Origin of the sequence: Clostridium gallinarum (assembly GCF_014836325.1) — a bacterium.
GTDB classification, from domain to species: Bacteria; Bacillota; Clostridia; order Clostridiales; family Clostridiaceae; genus Clostridium; species Clostridium gallinarum.
Genome location: NZ_JACSQZ010000001.1, coordinates 72,639 through 89,252, shown reverse-complemented (window position 1 = coordinate 89,252; position 16,614 = coordinate 72,639). Strand labels below are relative to the sequence as shown.

At 27.8% G+C, this 16,614-nt stretch carries 16 protein-coding genes; 12 read left to right on the top strand and 4 right to left on the bottom strand.

Annotated features, from left to right (window positions below; genetic code table 11):
- Nucleotides 1–6 precede the first annotated feature (6 nt).
- Complete coding sequence (locus H9660_RS00420; RefSeq protein WP_191747403.1) at nucleotides 7–1,341, top strand: amidohydrolase; 1,335 nt, start codon at nucleotides 7–9, stop codon at nucleotides 1,339–1,341.
- A gap of 272 nt (nucleotides 1,342–1,613) precedes the next feature.
- Here H9660_RS00420 and H9660_RS00415 read toward each other — a convergent pair whose 3' ends face one another.
- Complete coding sequence (locus H9660_RS00415; protein ID WP_191747401.1) at nucleotides 1,614–2,159, bottom strand: metal-dependent hydrolase; 546 nt, start codon at nucleotides 2,157–2,159, stop codon at nucleotides 1,614–1,616.
- A 360-nt stretch (nucleotides 2,160–2,519) separates the two neighbouring features.
- Here H9660_RS00415 and H9660_RS00410 point away from each other — a divergent pair, with 360 nt between their 5' ends.
- The 6 genes from H9660_RS00410 to H9660_RS00385 all read left to right on the top strand — a co-directional run bounded on the left by H9660_RS00410 (nucleotide 2,520) and on the right by H9660_RS00385 (nucleotide 8,370).
- Nucleotides 2,520–3,275 carry an amino acid ABC transporter ATP-binding protein gene (locus H9660_RS00410; protein ID WP_191747399.1) on the top strand — a complete coding sequence of 252 codons (756 nt, stop codon included), beginning with the start codon at nucleotides 2,520–2,522 and terminating at the stop codon, nucleotides 3,273–3,275.
- Entirely contained in the window at nucleotides 3,272–3,937 is a 666-nt protein-coding gene (locus tag H9660_RS00405; RefSeq protein WP_191747397.1) for an amino acid ABC transporter permease, read from the top strand. The genes H9660_RS00410 and H9660_RS00405 overlap by 4 nt, the downstream gene beginning before the upstream one ends.
- Nucleotides 3,938–3,971: 34 nt before the next feature.
- Complete coding sequence (locus H9660_RS00400) at nucleotides 3,972–4,781, top strand: transporter substrate-binding domain-containing protein (RefSeq protein WP_191747395.1); 810 nt, start codon at nucleotides 3,972–3,974, stop codon at nucleotides 4,779–4,781.
- Between the two features lie 154 nt (nucleotides 4,782–4,935).
- Nucleotides 4,936–5,121, top strand: coding sequence for a hypothetical protein (locus H9660_RS00395; RefSeq protein ID WP_191747394.1), 186 nt, complete (start codon nucleotides 4,936–4,938; stop codon nucleotides 5,119–5,121).
- 431 nt (nucleotides 5,122–5,552) lie between these two features.
- The gene (locus H9660_RS00390; protein ID WP_191747392.1) at nucleotides 5,553–6,257 is read left to right on the top strand and encodes a response regulator transcription factor; all 705 of its coding nucleotides are present in this window, start codon (nucleotides 5,553–5,555) and stop codon (nucleotides 6,255–6,257) included.
- Nucleotides 6,232–8,370 carry a sensor histidine kinase gene (locus H9660_RS00385; RefSeq protein ID WP_191747390.1) on the top strand — a complete coding sequence of 713 codons (2,139 nt, stop codon included), beginning with the start codon at nucleotides 6,232–6,234 and terminating at the stop codon, nucleotides 8,368–8,370. Before H9660_RS00390 ends, H9660_RS00385 begins: the two co-directional genes overlap by 26 nt.
- Before the next feature lie 162 nt (nucleotides 8,371–8,532).
- Here the strand turns inward: H9660_RS00385 and H9660_RS00380 are convergent, their stop codons facing one another.
- Nucleotides 8,533–8,688 carry a hypothetical protein gene (locus tag H9660_RS00380; RefSeq protein WP_191747388.1) on the bottom strand — a complete coding sequence of 52 codons (156 nt, stop codon included), beginning with the start codon at nucleotides 8,686–8,688 and terminating at the stop codon, nucleotides 8,533–8,535.
- A gap of 275 nt (nucleotides 8,689–8,963) precedes the next feature.
- Here H9660_RS00380 and H9660_RS00375 point away from each other — a divergent pair, with 275 nt between their 5' ends.
- From H9660_RS00375 to H9660_RS00360, 4 genes are read left to right on the top strand one after another with little or no spacing between them, the layout of a single operon-like run.
- Complete coding sequence (locus H9660_RS00375) at nucleotides 8,964–10,988, top strand: YgiQ family radical SAM protein (RefSeq protein ID WP_191747386.1); 2,025 nt, start codon at nucleotides 8,964–8,966, stop codon at nucleotides 10,986–10,988.
- 41 nt (nucleotides 10,989–11,029) lie between these two features.
- On the top strand, nucleotides 11,030–11,827 hold the full coding sequence (locus tag H9660_RS00370; protein ID WP_191747384.1) for a RelA/SpoT domain-containing protein: 798 nt from the start codon (nucleotides 11,030–11,032) through the stop codon (nucleotides 11,825–11,827).
- Nucleotides 11,828–11,829: 2 nt separating this feature from the next.
- Nucleotides 11,830–12,219 carry an HI0074 family nucleotidyltransferase substrate-binding subunit gene (locus tag H9660_RS00365; protein WP_191747382.1) on the top strand — a complete coding sequence of 130 codons (390 nt, stop codon included), beginning with the start codon at nucleotides 11,830–11,832 and terminating at the stop codon, nucleotides 12,217–12,219.
- Nucleotides 12,220–12,221: 2 nt separating this feature from the next.
- Nucleotides 12,222–12,530 carry a nucleotidyltransferase domain-containing protein gene (locus H9660_RS00360; RefSeq protein WP_191747380.1) on the top strand — a complete coding sequence of 103 codons (309 nt, stop codon included), beginning with the start codon at nucleotides 12,222–12,224 and terminating at the stop codon, nucleotides 12,528–12,530.
- A 68-nt stretch (nucleotides 12,531–12,598) separates the two neighbouring features.
- Here H9660_RS00360 and H9660_RS00355 read toward each other — a convergent pair whose 3' ends face one another.
- The gene (locus H9660_RS00355) at nucleotides 12,599–13,462 is read right to left on the bottom strand and encodes a 2-oxoacid:ferredoxin oxidoreductase subunit beta (protein ID WP_191747378.1); all 864 of its coding nucleotides are present in this window, start codon (nucleotides 13,460–13,462) and stop codon (nucleotides 12,599–12,601) included.
- Nucleotides 13,463–15,139, bottom strand: a complete 1,677-nt coding sequence (locus tag H9660_RS00350; RefSeq protein ID WP_191747376.1) for a 2-oxoacid:acceptor oxidoreductase subunit alpha — start codon at nucleotides 15,137–15,139, stop codon at nucleotides 13,463–13,465.
- A gap of 149 nt (nucleotides 15,140–15,288) precedes the next feature.
- Here H9660_RS00350 and H9660_RS00345 point away from each other — a divergent pair, with 149 nt between their 5' ends.
- Nucleotides 15,289–16,470, top strand: a complete 1,182-nt coding sequence (locus H9660_RS00345; RefSeq protein WP_191747374.1) for an SAM-dependent methyltransferase — start codon at nucleotides 15,289–15,291, stop codon at nucleotides 16,468–16,470.
- The last annotated feature ends 144 nt before the right edge of the window (nucleotides 16,471–16,614 follow it).

Sequence of the window (16,614 nt, the reverse complement as noted above, 5' to 3'; positions counted from 1 at the left end):
GAGAATTTGGATAATATAGAAGAAAAAATTATTAATATAATAGATAAAAATAGAGGAAGGATAATAGAATTTGCAAGAGATATTCTTGCTAATCCTGAGCTTGGTTATAAGGAAATAAGAACAGCAGAAAAAGTAGCTGAAATCTTAAAGGAATTATTAGAAGAATTAGAAACAAATCTTGCAATAACTGGTGTAAAAGGATATTTAAAAAAGAAGGATTCAGAAGATATAAATGTAGCTATAATTGGTGAATTAGATGCTATAGTAGTTCCTAACAATCAGCATGCTAATAAGAAAACAGGAGCATGTCACGCTTGTGGTCATCATGCACAGTTAGCAGGATTAATTGGAGCAGCAATTGCTCTATCAGATAGTGAAGTAAGAAATTCATTTAAAGGAAATATATCATTTTTTGCTGTACCTTCAGAGGAATATGGAGAAATAGAATATAAACTATCATTGAAAGATAAAGGATTAATTAAATATGGAGGTGGAAAGTCAGAGATTATAAGAATTGGTGCCTTTGATGATATTGATATTTCAATAGTACATCATTTAGATCCAGGTAAATATGATATTGGAATAGGAGATAAGTCTAGTAATGGATTTGTATCTAAATTAACAAGATATAAGGGAAAGGCATCACATGCAGCAGCATCACCACATTTAGGTATTAATGCAGTTAATGCAAGTTCTATTGGATTAAGTTCAGTAGCCTTTCAAAGAGAAACCTTTAAGGAAAGTGATACAGTTAGGGTTCATTCTATAATAACTAAAGGTGGAGGCTTAGTAAATGTAATTCCAGATGAAGTAGTTATAGAAAGCTTAGTTAGAGCAAATAATATTGAAGCAATTATAGATACAAGTAAAAAGGTAGATAGAGCTTTAAAGGCAGGAGCTTTAGCAGTAGGTGGAAGTGTAGAAATTAAAACAGAACCAGGATATTTACCAGTTATTCCATTAGAACCAAGTAAAGTAATGATAGATATTGCAAAGGAATTATTGCCTAATGGAAATATATCAATTACTAAAAAGGGGGATCATAGTGAAGGGTCTAGTGATGTAGGAGATTTGACTCATATAATGCCAGTATTAAAATTTAGTACTGGAGGATGTATTGGACAGCTTCATTCATCAGAGTTTGATATTGTGAATGAGGAGATTTCATATATTATAACTGCAAAAATCATGGCATTAACTGCTTATAGAATTTTAAGAGATAATAATAGTGAAGCTAAAAAAATTATTAAGGATTTTAATCAGAAGTTTACTATAAAAGAATATAAAGAGTATATGGATAACTTGGAAAATACAATAGAAGTTAACTACGAAAATGAATAATATTAAAGTAATAAGGTATAATAAAATTATTTAAAATTTACTTCCTTCAGTTTTGAAGTGTTAAAATATCATAGCAAGGTGACTTGGAGCTTGCGACGGAACCTGGATATGATATTTTAACACTTTTTTAATTCATAGGAAAGTATAAAAAGTTATGACTTATTACTAACTATTTATACTTTTCTTCATTCAGTTTGCAAAGATATAAACATTGTATGACGGTGACTTGGAGCGCATGCGACGGAGCAAGGAATATAATGTTTATCTCTTTTTTACCATTTAAAACTGAATTTATTCTTAGAATTCATACAGGGTAACTTAAATTCAAAAAAGTTTAAGTGTTTTCCATTAGCTGAAAATCTATCCCCAACAATATGAAGGGTATAGCCCATAATAAATCCTAATGTAAGATATATGTTACCAATATTATATACAGTATAGAAAAACAGCATTGTCCCAAGCCATTTATGAGTGAACATTCTATGGGGTGACAATTTTCCTAAGGTCACTAAAATAATAAAATAGAGGCTGTATTTATTATGTACAATAAATGTAGATAATATTTCAATAACTCTATTTGTTATGTTTAGTTTATATACTATTGCAAACAATAATAAACTTATCACTAATATTTTATTAAAAGTTTGGCTTGCTTTAGATTTTTCAGCATCTATATCTGGTAAATATGACCCTATTATGCTCCCACTAATAAGAGGGATAAAATAATTTAAATTTTGTTCCTTATCTAAATTAAATACAGCTAATCCCATAACTGTTGTAGCTGTTATTCCAATAGCTAAGTGTTCTCTACCTTTCATTAAATTTTCTCCATTTATCTTTTGTAATTTCTTATAGTGTACTATATTTCTAAAAAAAACAAAAGTATGTTCGTAAATTACATTTTATAATTTATATCCTTATATTTGAAGTGTTAAAGTTTCATAGCCAGGTGACTTGGAGCTTGCGACGGAATCTGGATATGATACTTTAACACTTTTTATGGAGTGATAGATGTATCTTTTTAAAAATTAAGTAATAAATTGACAAAGATTATCTTTTTTAAGTATAATACCAATGATAGTAAATTTATTTGTTGATTTTATATGGACTAATTTAAAAATACTAAATTAAATAAAAAAACACTTTTTATATAATTAAAGAGCTATAGGAGGGTAGTGATGATTAAAATAAATAATCTTCAAAAGACTTTTGGAGATACTAAGGTCTTAAAGGGAATTGATTTAGAGGTAAAAAAGGGAGAAGTAGTTTCAATTATAGGTCCTTCTGGAACTGGTAAATCAACTTTACTTAGATGTATGAATTTCTTAGAGATGCCAGATGAAGGGATAATTACAATTGGTGATACTTCTGTTAATGCTTCAAACTGTACTAAGAAAGAAATATATAATTTTAGAAAGAAAAGTGCTATGGTATTCCAAAGCATAAATTTACTTAAGAATAAGACAGCACTTCAAAATGTTATGGAGCCAATGATTGTGGTTCAAAAAATGCCAAAGAAGGAAGCTAAAGATATAGCACTTGGTCTTTTAGAAAAGGTTGGAGTTTTAGATAAAAAGGATTCTTATCCAAGAAATATGTCTGGTGGACAACAGCAACGTGTTGGTATTGCTAGAGCACTTGCATCTTCTGCAGAGGTAATTTTATTTGATGAACCAACTTCATCATTAGATCCAGAATTAGTTGGGGAAGTATTAAATATTATAAAAAAAGTAGCGGAAGAGTCTAAGGTTACTATGATTATTGTAACTCATGAAATGAAGTTTGCTAGAGAGGTATCAGATACTATAATTTTCCTTGAAAATGGTGTAATAGCTGAGCAGGGAACCCCTAGTGAAATTTTTGAATCTTGTAGAAATGAAAGAGTAAATAAGTTCGTAAATAATTTCAGTTTTGCAGGAGGTAATGTAATATGAAGTTTAATTTAGAGTGGTTTATAGAGTTATTTCCTACTGTTTTTATGGCACTTGGAATTACTTTTAAAGTAGCCATAATAACATTAATTTTAACAATTATATTATCTGCTATTATAGCAATAACAAGATATTTTAAAGTTAAAGTATTATCTCAATTTTTCACATTTTTTATCACAATCTTTAGAGCAACACCCTTAGTTGCACAATTATTCTTTTTATATTTTGGATTACCTATTGTATTTCCCATATTTCAAAATATGAGCCCAACACAGGCAACTATTATTGCATTAACATTTAATGCATCAGCTTTTATGGCAGAGAATTTTAGAGCAGCATTAAGTTCAGTTGATAAAAGTCAATTAGAAGCTTGTTATTCTATGGGGATGACAAAGGGACAAACTATGAGAAGAGTAGTACTCCCTCAAGCGCTAGTAATAGCTCTTCCATCAATGGGAAATGAGTTCATTGGAATTATAAAGGGAACTTCATTAGGATTTACAGTTGGATTATTAGATATTATGGCTGTTGCTAAAATGGAAGGAACATTATATTTAAGATTTTTTGAATCATATCTATGTGTAATTATATTTTACGTTGTTATAGTTCTAATAATTGAACGAGGACAAAAGTATATAGAAAGAAAAGTTAAGAATTTTTATTAATATAATATTATTTAAAGGGTAAGGAGTATTTAAAATGAAAAGTAAAAAAATAAGAAAAATAATGGTTTTAGCAGTAGCATGTATTGGTGCTTTAGCTTTAACCGCTTGTTCAAATAATGAAAAGGAATCTAAAGGTATAGATAGAATTGTGGTTGCAGCTAGTAATAGCTCCATGCCAAGTAGTTTTCTTGAAGATGGTGTACATAAGGGCTTTGAGGTTGATTTATGGAATGCTATTTCAGAAGAAACTGGTATTGAAGTTGAATTTCAACTTAGTGAATTTTCATCACTTTTTGGTTATTTAGATTCAGGTAAAGCTGATACTGTTGCAAATTTAGTTACAATAACAGATGAACGTAAAGAAAAGTATAATTTTTCTACACCTTATGCATATATTCCTCAAATGATAGTTGTTAATGCAGATAAAACAGATATAAATAAGATAGTAGATGTTGATGGATTATCAGGTGCATATGTAGCAGGATCAAATTCAGGTCCTTTATTTGAAGAGATAGCAAAGGAAAAAGGAATAAATATTGATTTACAAGCTTTTGAATCAGGAGCACTCATGATGACTGCTTTTAATTCAGGAAAGGCTAATATGATTATTGCAGCAGAAAATGAAGCAAACTATAGAATTGATTCAGGTACTTTAAATGGAAGAATAGTAGAAGAAAGTATAAATGTTGCATCAGAAGCATATCCCTTTGCAAAAGATAATGAAAGATCAGCACAAATACAAGAAAAAGTTTCAAAAGCAATTGAAACTTTAAGAGAAAATGGAACTTTAGGAGAGCTAAGCAATAAGTGGTATTCAAAGGATTATAGTAAAGAAATAAAATAATATAATTATAGATGCTTATAAAGATATTATATCTAATACTTTATAAGCATCTATTTTTTATTTTGTAAAAATAAATATTTTTATATTAAAGAAAAAATAGCACTAAGACTATTGATTAAATATACTAATATAAACAATAAAATAGGAGTTTTATATGGAAAATTCTAAAGTATATCAATTAATAGCATTTGCTTGTTGTTCAGCTATAAATGATAATTTAAATTATATTTATTATACCTATAACAGATATAATAAAAAATTAAATAACATAAATAATAATCAATTCATTATAAAATTAAACAGAAATATCCAAGAAATTACAAAAGATTTATTTAAATAAATTATAAACTTTATATTCTTTAGTTTGTAAGTGTTAAATTATCATAGCAAGGTGACTTGGAGCTCGTGACGGAACCTGGATATGATAATTTAACACTTTTATAATTTTATTATACGAGGAAAGTATAAAAAGTTATGACTTATTATTAACTATTTATACTTTCCTTCCTTCAGTTTGCAAAGAGGTAAACATTGTATGACGGTGACTTGGAGCGCATGCGACGGAACAAGGAATATAATGTTTATCTCTTTTTTATTCTTTAGAAAATCTTTAGATTTTATTGAAGATGTTCTTAATTTTTAAGATTTAATATTAAGATATAAATGAAAAGTAAGTAAAGAAAGGAGTGGAAATGAAATATCTTCTATGGTGCTGTATAATAATATAAGTTATTAGATTGTAGGAAAGTATTATAGAATAGGGGAGTTTTTATGAATTTATATAATATATTAATAGTTGAAGATGAAAAGGATATTGCTATAGCTATAGAAGCTTATTTAAATAATCAAGGATATAAAACTTTTATAGCTAATAATGGTGTAGAGGGATTAGAAGTTTTAGAAAAAGAGGAAATACATTTAGCAATAGTAGATGTTATGATGCCTAAAATGAATGGTATAACTTTTGTTATGAAATTAAGAGAAAAGTTCGATTTTCCTGTAATAATGTTATCGGCTAAATCAGAAGAGGTTGATAAAATTATGGGGTTAAATATTGGTGCTGATGATTATGTAACGAAGCCATTTAGGCCATTAGAACTTTTAGCTAGAGTTAATTCTCACTTAAGAAGATATTCAAGATTTTTAAATATGGTAAATAAAGAAGAGGTAAATGAAAATATATTTACAGTTGGAGGATTAGAGTTAAATAATGATACTAAAGAGGTTTTTGTAGATGGAAACTTGGTTAAATTAACACCAATTGAATTTAAAATTTTAAACTTACTTATTCAAAATGTAGGAAGGGTTTTTTCATCGGAAGAAATATATGAAAGAGTTTGGAATGAGCAGGCTATAAATACAGACACTATTATGGTTCATGTAAGAAAGATAAGAGAAAAGATTGAAATAAATCCTAAAAATCCGAGATATTTAAAGGTGGTGTGGGGAGTTGGATACAAAATTGAAAAGCAGTAAATTTGGAAAAGTAATAATTAATTTAATAGCAATAATACTAGTAGTAATAACCTCTATAGGAATGTTAGCTTCATATAAAGCAATAGATAAAATAGCAAGTGGAAAAGATAAAAATTATTTTCAAAGCTATGAATTTATTAGAGCTTTAAGTGGAATGAGTTATAATTCTTTATATGATATAGCTAAAAAATCAACTAATGATGATATTACACCTTATGATTTGTTGGTAAAAGATGATATAAGATATGGTAAAGACTTAGATTATATAAATAATTTTAATACTAGATTTCAAAGTTATACTCAAAGGTATTTAAATTTAGAGTATTTTGCAGTAAGTACTAAAGATAAGGTTACTACCTCAAATGGTAATTTTGATATTAAGGTTTTAGAAAATGGAGATATAGATATAGCTCCAATAGATACAGATTACTATCAATTTTATATAGTAATTAATTATGACGATTTAGGGAAAGCAATTGTTAAGGATATTTATGGAGCAGATAAAAATATAGTTCAAAAACAAATTTATGAGGTTACTCCTTCATTATTTGGAGGATATTATAATGAATTAGTTGAGATTAAAAATATAAATGTTTTATTAGCAATACCTAGAGAGTTAAATTATTATGATAATATTTCAGAGGGGATTAATAATTTACAAAATGAAATTTATGGAGAGATAGCCTTCGTATTTGCTTTAATAGGAGTAGCATTTATTATAATTAGTGCCTTACTAATACCATATAATAAGGCTAAAGAAATTGTAGGCTTTAGAGCTATTTCAAAGATTAAATTTGAAATAGGATGTATAATGGGAGGCCTTACTTTAGCATTAACATTAGCTGCTTCAATGTTTATGGTAAATGAATGTATAAAAGGAGTTCCAGGTAATTTTATTGGTGCATTTTTTAAGGAAATAACATTAAGTCATTCAACTTATTATGCTATTAATTTTATTGTATGGTTAATAATATTTAGCTTATATTTCTATGCTGCATTAGTTGTAAAGCATATATTTAAGATTGGGGTTAAGAAGTATTTTATTACAAGTACAATAGTAGGTGGAATTATAGCTTTTGCATTTAGATATACTAAGGAAACTATAAAAACTTTATCAGAAATAGATTTAAGTGAAAAGAATAATAAATTAATTTTTAAAATAGTTGCAATAAATGCTGTAATACTAGCATTTATATGTTCAATATGGTTATTTGGAATTATTGGAGTAATAATATATTCAGTAGTTATATTTATTTTAATAAGAAAATATGCTGATGAAATAAGTAGTAAATATAGAATATTAACAAATGCAACTAAGAAAATTGCTGAAGGGAATTTAGATGTTGAAATTCATGAGGATTTAGGGGTATTTGAACCATTAAAGGATGATTTAGAAAGAATTCAAAGTGGTTTTAAAAGAGCTGTTGAAGAGGAAGTTAAAAGTCAAAAAATGAAAACAGATTTAATTTCAAATGTTTCACATGATTTAAAAACCCCTTTAACATCAATAATAACTTATATAGATCTTTTAAAGGAAGAAAATTTATCTGATGAAAAAAGAAATCAATACTTAGATACCTTAGATAGAAAAGCACAAAGACTTCAATATTTAATAGAAGATTTATTTGAAGTAAGTAAAGCAAGTAGTGGAAATATTACTTTAAATATTGAATCTGTAGATGTAGTTTCTTTAATGAAGCAAACCTTATTAGAATTAGAGGATAAAATACAAAATTCTTCATTAGCCATAAGAACTAATTTTAGTAAAGAAAAAGTAATATTACAACTTGATAGTTTTAGAACATTTAGAGTATTTGAAAATTTAGTATCAAATATAACTAAATACGCACTAGAAAATACTAGAGTATATATAGATATATTTGATGAAAATAATTCAGTTGAAATTATATTAAAAAATATAGCAAAAGAAGAAATTAAATTCGATGTAAATAATATAGTTGAAAGATTCGTGCGTGGAGATGAATCAAGAAATACAGAAGGCTCAGGTCTTGGTCTTGCAATTGCAAAAAGCTTTGTAGAGCTTCAAGGTGGTACATTCAATATTGAAGTTGATGGAGATTTATTTAAAGTGATAATAAAGTTTAATAAATAATATATGAAAGAGATATTTTTTAATATATGTAGTAAATTAAATATGATAGAGGCTGTATGTTACAGCCTCTAATTTTATAAACTCCGAAGGAGTTTTTTTCCTTAATTATGTATTATCCATTATCAATTATGCATTAAAAAAGCTGTCCGAAGACAGCTTTTTTTAAAAGCCTTTTTTCTTTGCTTCAATTCCACTTTCATTTATACCTGGCTTTTCAGTTGTAAAGTTATAATGGTTATTAGCATATTGATTTTGAGTTTTTGAACCATTCTTTAAGTAGTTTTTTTCTGAATGAACTTTTTTATTTTCACTTTTCATAGCAATGTCCTCCTAAAAACTTATTCATATATAGTGTTAGGAGAAATTAATTTATTATGATAGGTAAATATTACTGATAAATAAACTAATTTAATTAATTTTTTATTATGTTTTTGATTAAATGGAGTGAATAAGTAAATTATATAGATATATGTTTAAATGAAAATTTTAAAAATATACTAGTAATGTTCTGTAAATTAAAAAAAATCAATGATAAATTTCTCGTATAATGATATAATCAATTAGCGAAAAGTAAACATGAAGTAGGTGTTTAAATGTCAAATAATAGATTTTTACCAATAAGTAAAGAAGATATGAAAGAACGTGGATGGGAACAATGTGACTTTATTATAGTTACAGGGGATGCCTATATTGACCATCACAGTTTTGGGACAGCAATAATTTCAAGAGTATTAGAAGATGCAGGATATAAGGTAGGTATAATTCCTCAACCAGATTGGCATAGTACAGGTGATTTTATGAAGCTTGGAAGACCAAGACTAGCTTTCTTAGTTAATGGTGGTAATATGGACCCAATGGTTAACCATTATACTGTAAGTAAGAGAAGAAGAGAAAAGGATCTTTATACTCCTGGTGGAAAAATGGGAGCAAGACCTGATAGAGCTACAATAGTTTATTGTAATAAAATAAGAGAAGCATATAAAAATATAAATGTTGTTATCGGTGGTTTAGAAGCAAGTTTAAGAAGATTAGCTCATTATGATTATTGGGATAACAATGTAAGAAATTCTATTTTAATAGATAGTGGAGCTGATCTTTTAATATATGGAATGAGTGAAAAGCAAATAGTTGAAGTTGCAAATGCTTTAAATGATGGGTTTGAAGCAAAATATATAAGACACGTTAACGGAACTACATATGCTATAGATTCATTAGATGAAATTTATGGTGACTATAAATTATTACCGTCAAAAGAAGATGTTACAAGAGATAAAATGGAATATGCTAAAGCATTCAAAATACAATATGAAGAACAAGATCCTGTAAGAGGAAAAGTTCTTGTTCAAAAACATGCTGAAAGGTATGTTGTTTGCAATACTCCAGAAATGCCTCTTACAAGAGAAGAATTAGACAAGGTTTATGCACTTCCATACACAAAAGAATGTCATCCTATATATGATGAATTTGGTGGAATAGCAGCTTTAGAAGAGGTTAAGTTTAGTATAGTAAGCTCAAGAGGATGTTTTGGTAACTGTTCTTTCTGTGCAATTACATTCCATCAAGGAAGAGCTGTTCAAAGTAGAAGTGAAAACTCTATATTAGATGAAGCAGTTGAAATAACTAATCTTAAAGACTTTAAGGGATATATACATGATGTTGGTGGTCCTACAGCAAACTTTAGAAAACCAGCTTGTAAAACTCAGCTTACTATAGGTGCATGTAAGAGTAAACAGTGTTTAACTCCAAAACCATGTAAGAACTTAATAGTAGATCATAGTGAATTCTTAGGACTTCTAAGAAAAATAAGAAAACTTCCTAAGGTAAAGAAAGCATTTGTTCGTTCAGGATTAAGATATGATTATATAATGGCAGATAAAGATGATACATTCTTTAGAGAATTAGTTGAACATCATGTAAGTGGTCAATTAAAAGTTGCTCCAGAACATGTAGCAGCTAATACATTAAAATATATGGGGAAACCATCTGGAGATACTTATGATAGATTTAGAGAAAAGTTCTTTAAAATAAATAAACAATTAGGTAAAGAGCAATACTTAATACCATATTTAATGTCAAGCCATCCAGGTAGTGGACTAAATGAAGCTATAGAACTTGCTGAATATTTAAGAGATACTAAATATCAGCCAGAACAAGTTCAAGACTTTTACCCAACACCAGGAACATTATCAACGGCTATGTTCTATACAGGAATAAACCCACTAACTGGAGAAGAAGTTTATATTCCTAAAACTAAAGAAGAAAAAGCTATGCAAAGAGCACTTCTTCAATTTAAAAATCCTAAGAATTATAATTTAGTTCATGATGCTTTAGTTAAGGCAGGAAGAGAAGATTTAATAGGAAATGGACCAAAGTGCTTAATTAAATCAAAAGCTGATAGATATTTAGCTAAAATAAAAAAAGAAGAAGCTATGACAAGAGGAAACTCAAAATCAGGTAAGAAAAATAGTAAGTCAAAATCTTCTTCAAAAGCAAATAATAAGTCAAATTCAAAATCTGCAAACAGTAAGACTTTATCTAAAGGAAAATCAGGAGATTTTAAAGGTAAAAGCTCTAAGGTAAAAAGTAATAAGAGTAGTAATAGAAGACAAGGAAGATAATGATATATTAATTTGATTCTATAACTAAAGGAGACTTTAAAATGAAGAATGGTTTAAAAATAGATGAATTTATAGAGAAGTATCCACATACAAAATCTATAATTGAAAAAAATAATATAGATGTTAAAACATTAGAGGATATTTATAATGATTTTGTAGATTATGAAGTTTCTTATGAGAACCAAGCTGATTTTATAGCTAATATTTTACGTTCTCAGCCAATGATTCATTCAGTAAAATCAAGAATAAAAGAGCCTAATAGATTAATTGAAAAAATTATAAGAAAAACTGAAGATAGAAAATCAAAGCATGGTGAAGATTTTCAATTTACTTTAGATAATTATAAAAATGAAATTAATGATTTAATTGGAATTAGAGTTATTCACATATTTAAGGATCAGTGGCAGGAGATTCACGAATTTATAACTAAAACTTGGAAGGTTATAGAAGTTACTGCAAATGTTAGAGAAGGAGATAATACTAAAAAGTTTGAAGAACTTAATATAGAAGTGAGATCAAGAATATCAGGATATAGATCAGTTCATTATTTAGTAGAGTTTTATCCAACTAATGAAAAAGTTATAGCTGAAATTCAAGTAAGAACAATATTTGAAGAAGGCTATGGGGAAATAGATCATAGACTTAGATATTCCCATGTTGAGATACCAGAAATATTAAAATCAAATCTTCTTTTATTTAATAGAATTGCAGGAAGTGCAGATGAAATGGCATCTTTAATTAATGACCTTAGCAAAGAGTGGTTTAATAAAGAAGAAAAACTATTAAAAAGGATCAAAGAGCAAGAAGAAGAAATAAAAAAATTAAAAGGTAGGTGTTAAAAGTGAGTCAAGATATACGTTGGAAGCAAAGATTTTCTAATTTTAAGAAAGCAACAGACCAATTAAGCGAGTTTATAGAAAAGGGCGACCTTAATAAATTTGAAGTACAAGGATTAATTCAATGCTTTGAATATACTTTTGAATTAGCTTGGAAAACTATGAAAGATTACTTAGAGTTTGAAGGGTATGAGGTTAAAAGTCCAAGATCAACAATTCAAACAGCTTTTCAAAATCAGTTAATTACAGAAGGACACATATGGATTGATGCACTAGAAAAAAGAAATTTAATGGCACACACCTATGATGAAGAAGTAGCTAAACAAGCAGAGGAATTAATAAAATCAGAATATTATCCTGTAATAAGAAAATTATTAGAAAAGCTAGAGGGATAATTATGGAGTTTGGATTAAGAGAATTTGATTTAAATTATATAAAAGAAAAAATAAGTGAGTTTAGTGAAATTGAAAAGGCTATTATTTTTGGATCTAGAGCTAAGGGGAATTATAAGCCAGGTTCAGATATAGATATAGCTATTGTAGGAGAAAATATTAATTTTAATACTGTTTCAAGATTACATTCATTATTAGAAGATCAAGGTCCATTACCATATTTATTTGATATATTAGATTATACACACTTAAATCATGATGAACTAAAATCTCATATTGATAGAATGGGAAAAGTTATTTATATTAGAGAGTAATTTTAGAACCTTGAGAAATCAAGGTTCTTTTTCAATGAAGGATAAAATTTATCTAATATTTTAATTAATTATAAAAATTCATTAACTAATTTCTCAGCCATGGTAGGTTTCCAGTTTCTATCTAAAAGATTAATTCCAGACTTTAGTACTGGATGAGCTTCGTGATAGGTTGGCTTATTTTCTTGTAAATAAAGTATTCCAATTGGAATTCCTTCATCACCAAATTCCTCAGCTTTTTTAAAGGCTTCAGACCTATCTTTAGGATTATAATTTTCATCTAATTTATATACTCTATCCTTGTACCACTTAAAAGTATTTACTTTATTAAATACAACACAAGGTTGAAGAATTTCAACTAATGCATAGCCTTTATGATTAACTGCTCTTTTAATCATTTCTTTTAAATGTTCCTTATCTCCAGAAAAGCTTCTTGCAACAAAGGTTGCTCCTGAACTTATTGCAATAGATAAAGGATTTAAGGAATCTAAATAAGTTCCTTCAAATTGCATTGATGTTAAATGTCCTTTTGAAGTAGTCGGGGAACCTTGGCCCTTAGTTAGTCCGTAAATTTGATTATTATGAACTAGTTGAACTATATCTACATTTCTTCTTATATTATGAATAAAATGATTTCCACCTTCTCCATAAGCATCTCCATCACCAGAAGTTACTATTACTTTAAGATCTTTATTAACCATTTTAATAGCTTGTGCTGGAGGAAGTGCTCTTCCATGAAGTCCATTAAATACATTTGCTTTTAAATAATGAGGAGTCTTAGCAGCTTGACCTATTCCAGATACCATAACAAATTCATGTGGATGTAAGCCTAGCTCTAAAAGAGATTCCTTTATACCTTGTAAGATAGAAAAATTACCACAACCAGGGCACCAAGCTATTTCATCATTACTTTTATAGGAGTTTAAATCTAACATTTAAATTTCCTCCTTTCTAACTTTATCTGCAATTTCATTTCCAGTTATTTGACGACCATCATATTTTAAAATACTATAATTCATTAATATACCTGTTTCTTGAGTTACTAGTTTTCCAAATTGTCCTGTAAAGTTTTGTTCTACATTTACTATTTTTTTAGCTTTTTTATAATGTTTATTTAAATTTTCTTTTGATAATGGATATACATCACAAAAACTTAAAGCACCAACTTTAATTCCTGATTTATTAAGAATATCAACAGATTCTTTTAAAGCACCATAAGTTGATCCAAAGCCTATAAGAAGTATATCAATATCTTCATTTCCAAAATATTCAGGTTCTTCTAAATCATCTTTTATAGAATTCATTTTTCTAAATCTTTTATCCATTTGTTCTATTCTAACTTCAGATGATTCAGTTATATGTCCTTCTTCTGTATGCTCATCACTATCAACTATAACAACTTGATTTTTTGAATTACCAGGAATTAATCTTGGAGAGATACCACTTTCAGTTACTTTATATCTTTTATATTCTTCATTAGAAGATAGCTCTTCGCCATTTGAAATATATCTATCTATAGTAACTTTACTTAAATCATATTTAGGGATTGTTACATTTCCATCTGCAAGATATTGATCAGTAAGCAATAAAACTACAGTTTGATATTTATCTGCAATATTAAGGGCCTTAGTAGTTTTATAGAAAGCATCCTCAGCATTACGAGGAGCAAGAACTACTCTTGGGAATTCTCCATGAGATGCTGTTAATAGAAAACTTAAATCACTTTGCTCTGTTCTTGTAGGTAATCCTGTAGCAGGGCCTGGTCTTTGTGAATTTACAATAACTAAAGGAGTTTCAGTTATACCAGCAAGACCTAAAGCTTCTACCATTAGTGAAAATCCACCACCAGAACTACCAGTCATAGCACGAGCACCTGCATAAGAAGCACCAATTGCAAAATTTATTGCACTTATTTCATCTTCAGCTTGATCAACAACTAAACCAACTTCAACTTGTTTTTTGGCTAAATATGTCATAATACTTGTAGCTGGTGTCATGGGATAAGCTGAATAAAAGTTTAAACCTCCGGCTATAGCACCAAGAGCAATTGCATTATTTCCATTTATCAAAATATGATTTGATAAATCATTACCTTTTAATGAATACTTAGAATCTATCAATTTATAACCAGATTTTATGGCTTCTATATTTAGATTTCTTACCTTTTCATCAAGTTTTTTACTAAATAAATTTTCAAAATCACTATAAAATGAAAAATATTTAAGGATAGCTCCAGCTGCTACAGATGTAAAACCTTTTGGAATTCCGATAGTATTGGCTGTTTTCTTAAGAGGAAGTTTTAAGACTTTATTGTCTTCAATCTTAAGAGATTCATCTAATATAATTATTCCATTTTCTTTTAATCTTTCTTTGTGAAATGCAACTGTATTTTCATCTAAGGCTAGGATTAAATCTAAATCCTGTTCATGAGAATATAGAGGTTCATCTCCAAATCTTATTTGAGTAAAATTATGACCGCCTCTAACTCTAGACATATAATCTTTATGAGAGAAAACATAGGCACCATTTTTCTTAAAAGCTTTTTCTAAAAAATCACTTACGGTATCCATACCTTGTCCAGCACTACCGCCTATTAAAATATTATAATTCAAATTTAACACCTCCTGTTTTGACTTCGTTATCTAATTTTATGATTAAAAAACAAAAAAATTACTTAAAGAACAATAAAAGAATATTTTATTCATTAAGGGTAAAGATAGAAGATATGAGGTTTATAGTATAGAAAGAAGGATTGAGAGTTATGTCATTAGAAAGTATGATTATAAAAAAATATTTTAAGAATAATAATCAAATACCTTTTAAGGTAATATTTAAAGATGGGGAAGTATTAGATATAGGTAATGGAAAGCCTGAATTTGTAATTAAAGTAAATGATAATATCGATAAAAAGTTATTACTTACAAGTACATCTTTAGCATTAGGTGAAGCTTATATGGATAAAAAACTTGATATGGAATCTGGTGATTTATATGATGCTTTAGATATTGTAATGGGGAAATTAGATGATTTTGATGTTAATGAGAACTTATTAAGTAAATTAATATTTACATCAAGCTCTAAAAAGAATCAAAAAAAAGAAGTAACTTCTCATTATGATATAGGAAATGAGTTTTATAACCTTTGGTTAGATGAAACCATGAGTTATTCCTGCGCATATTTTAAAAATGAAGATGATACTTTATATGAAGCACAAAAAAATAAAGTTGATTATATATTAAAAAAATTACAGCTTAAAGAAGGAATGAGTTTACTTGATATAGGATGTGGCTGGGGCTACTTACTTATTGAAGCTGCTAAGAAGTATAAGGTTCATGGAGTTGGAATAACTTTAAGTGAAAATCAATACTTAAAATTTAAAGAAAGAATCAAACAAGAGAAATTAGAAGAATATTTAACTGCTGAATTAATGGATTATAGAGATTTAGAAAAGAGCAAATTAAAATTTGATAGAGTTGTAAGTGTAGGAATGCTTGAACATGTTGGGCGTGATAATTATGAGCTTTTCTTTAAAAATGTAGATGCAATATTGAATGACCAAGGATTATTTTTACTACACTTTATTAGTGGAAGAAAAGAACATTCAGGAGATCCATGGATTAAAAAATACATATTCCCAGGCGGTGTAATTCCAAGCCTTAGAGAAATAATAAATATAGGAAGTGAATTTAATTACTATACACTAGATGTAGAAAGTTTAAGAAGACATTATCAAAAAACATTACTTTGTTGGTATGATAATTATAAAAATAATATAGATGAAATTGAAAAAATGTTTGATGAAAGATTTGTTAGAATGTGGGAATTATATTTATCCTCATGCGCAGCATCTTTTCATAATGGAATGATAGATTTACATCAAATAGTATTTTCAAAAGGAAACAATAATAATTTAGAAATGACAAGACAACACTTGTATAAATGAAAAATGTAGAATTAAGAATGTAAAATTGAGGAGGTTTTGCATAGCAAAACTTAATTTATATTGGTGCAGGGCACCTTTTGTTCAAAAATCCGAAGGATTTTTTTCCTTAATTCTACATTCTTAATTTTTAATTCTTCATTATAA

Coding starts and splice junctions, on each gene's coding strand:
- H9660_RS00415 (WP_191747401.1), bottom strand. CDS start 2,159: ATGAAAGGTAGAGAACACTTAGCTATTGGAATAACAGCTACAACAGTT.
- H9660_RS00410 (WP_191747399.1), top strand. CDS start 2,520: ATGATTAAAATAAATAATCTTCAAAAGACTTTTGGAGATACTAAGGTC.
- H9660_RS00405 (WP_191747397.1), top strand. CDS start 3,272: ATGAAGTTTAATTTAGAGTGGTTTATAGAGTTATTTCCTACTGTTTTT.
- H9660_RS00400 (WP_191747395.1), top strand. CDS start 3,972: ATGAAAAGTAAAAAAATAAGAAAAATAATGGTTTTAGCAGTAGCATGT.
- H9660_RS00395 (WP_191747394.1), top strand. CDS start 4,936: ATGGAAAATTCTAAAGTATATCAATTAATAGCATTTGCTTGTTGTTCA.
- H9660_RS00390 (WP_191747392.1), top strand. CDS start 5,553: ATGAATTTATATAATATATTAATAGTTGAAGATGAAAAGGATATTGCT.
- H9660_RS00380 (WP_191747388.1), bottom strand. CDS start 8,688: ATGAAAAGTGAAAATAAAAAAGTTCATTCAGAAAAAAACTACTTAAAG.
- H9660_RS00375 (WP_191747386.1), top strand. CDS start 8,964: ATGTCAAATAATAGATTTTTACCAATAAGTAAAGAAGATATGAAAGAA.
- H9660_RS00370 (WP_191747384.1), top strand. CDS start 11,030: ATGAAGAATGGTTTAAAAATAGATGAATTTATAGAGAAGTATCCACAT.
- H9660_RS00360 (WP_191747380.1), top strand. CDS start 12,222: ATGGAGTTTGGATTAAGAGAATTTGATTTAAATTATATAAAAGAAAAA.
- H9660_RS00355 (WP_191747378.1), bottom strand. CDS start 13,462: ATGTTAGATTTAAACTCCTATAAAAGTAATGATGAAATAGCTTGGTGC.
- H9660_RS00345 (WP_191747374.1), top strand. CDS start 15,289: ATGTCATTAGAAAGTATGATTATAAAAAAATATTTTAAGAATAATAAT.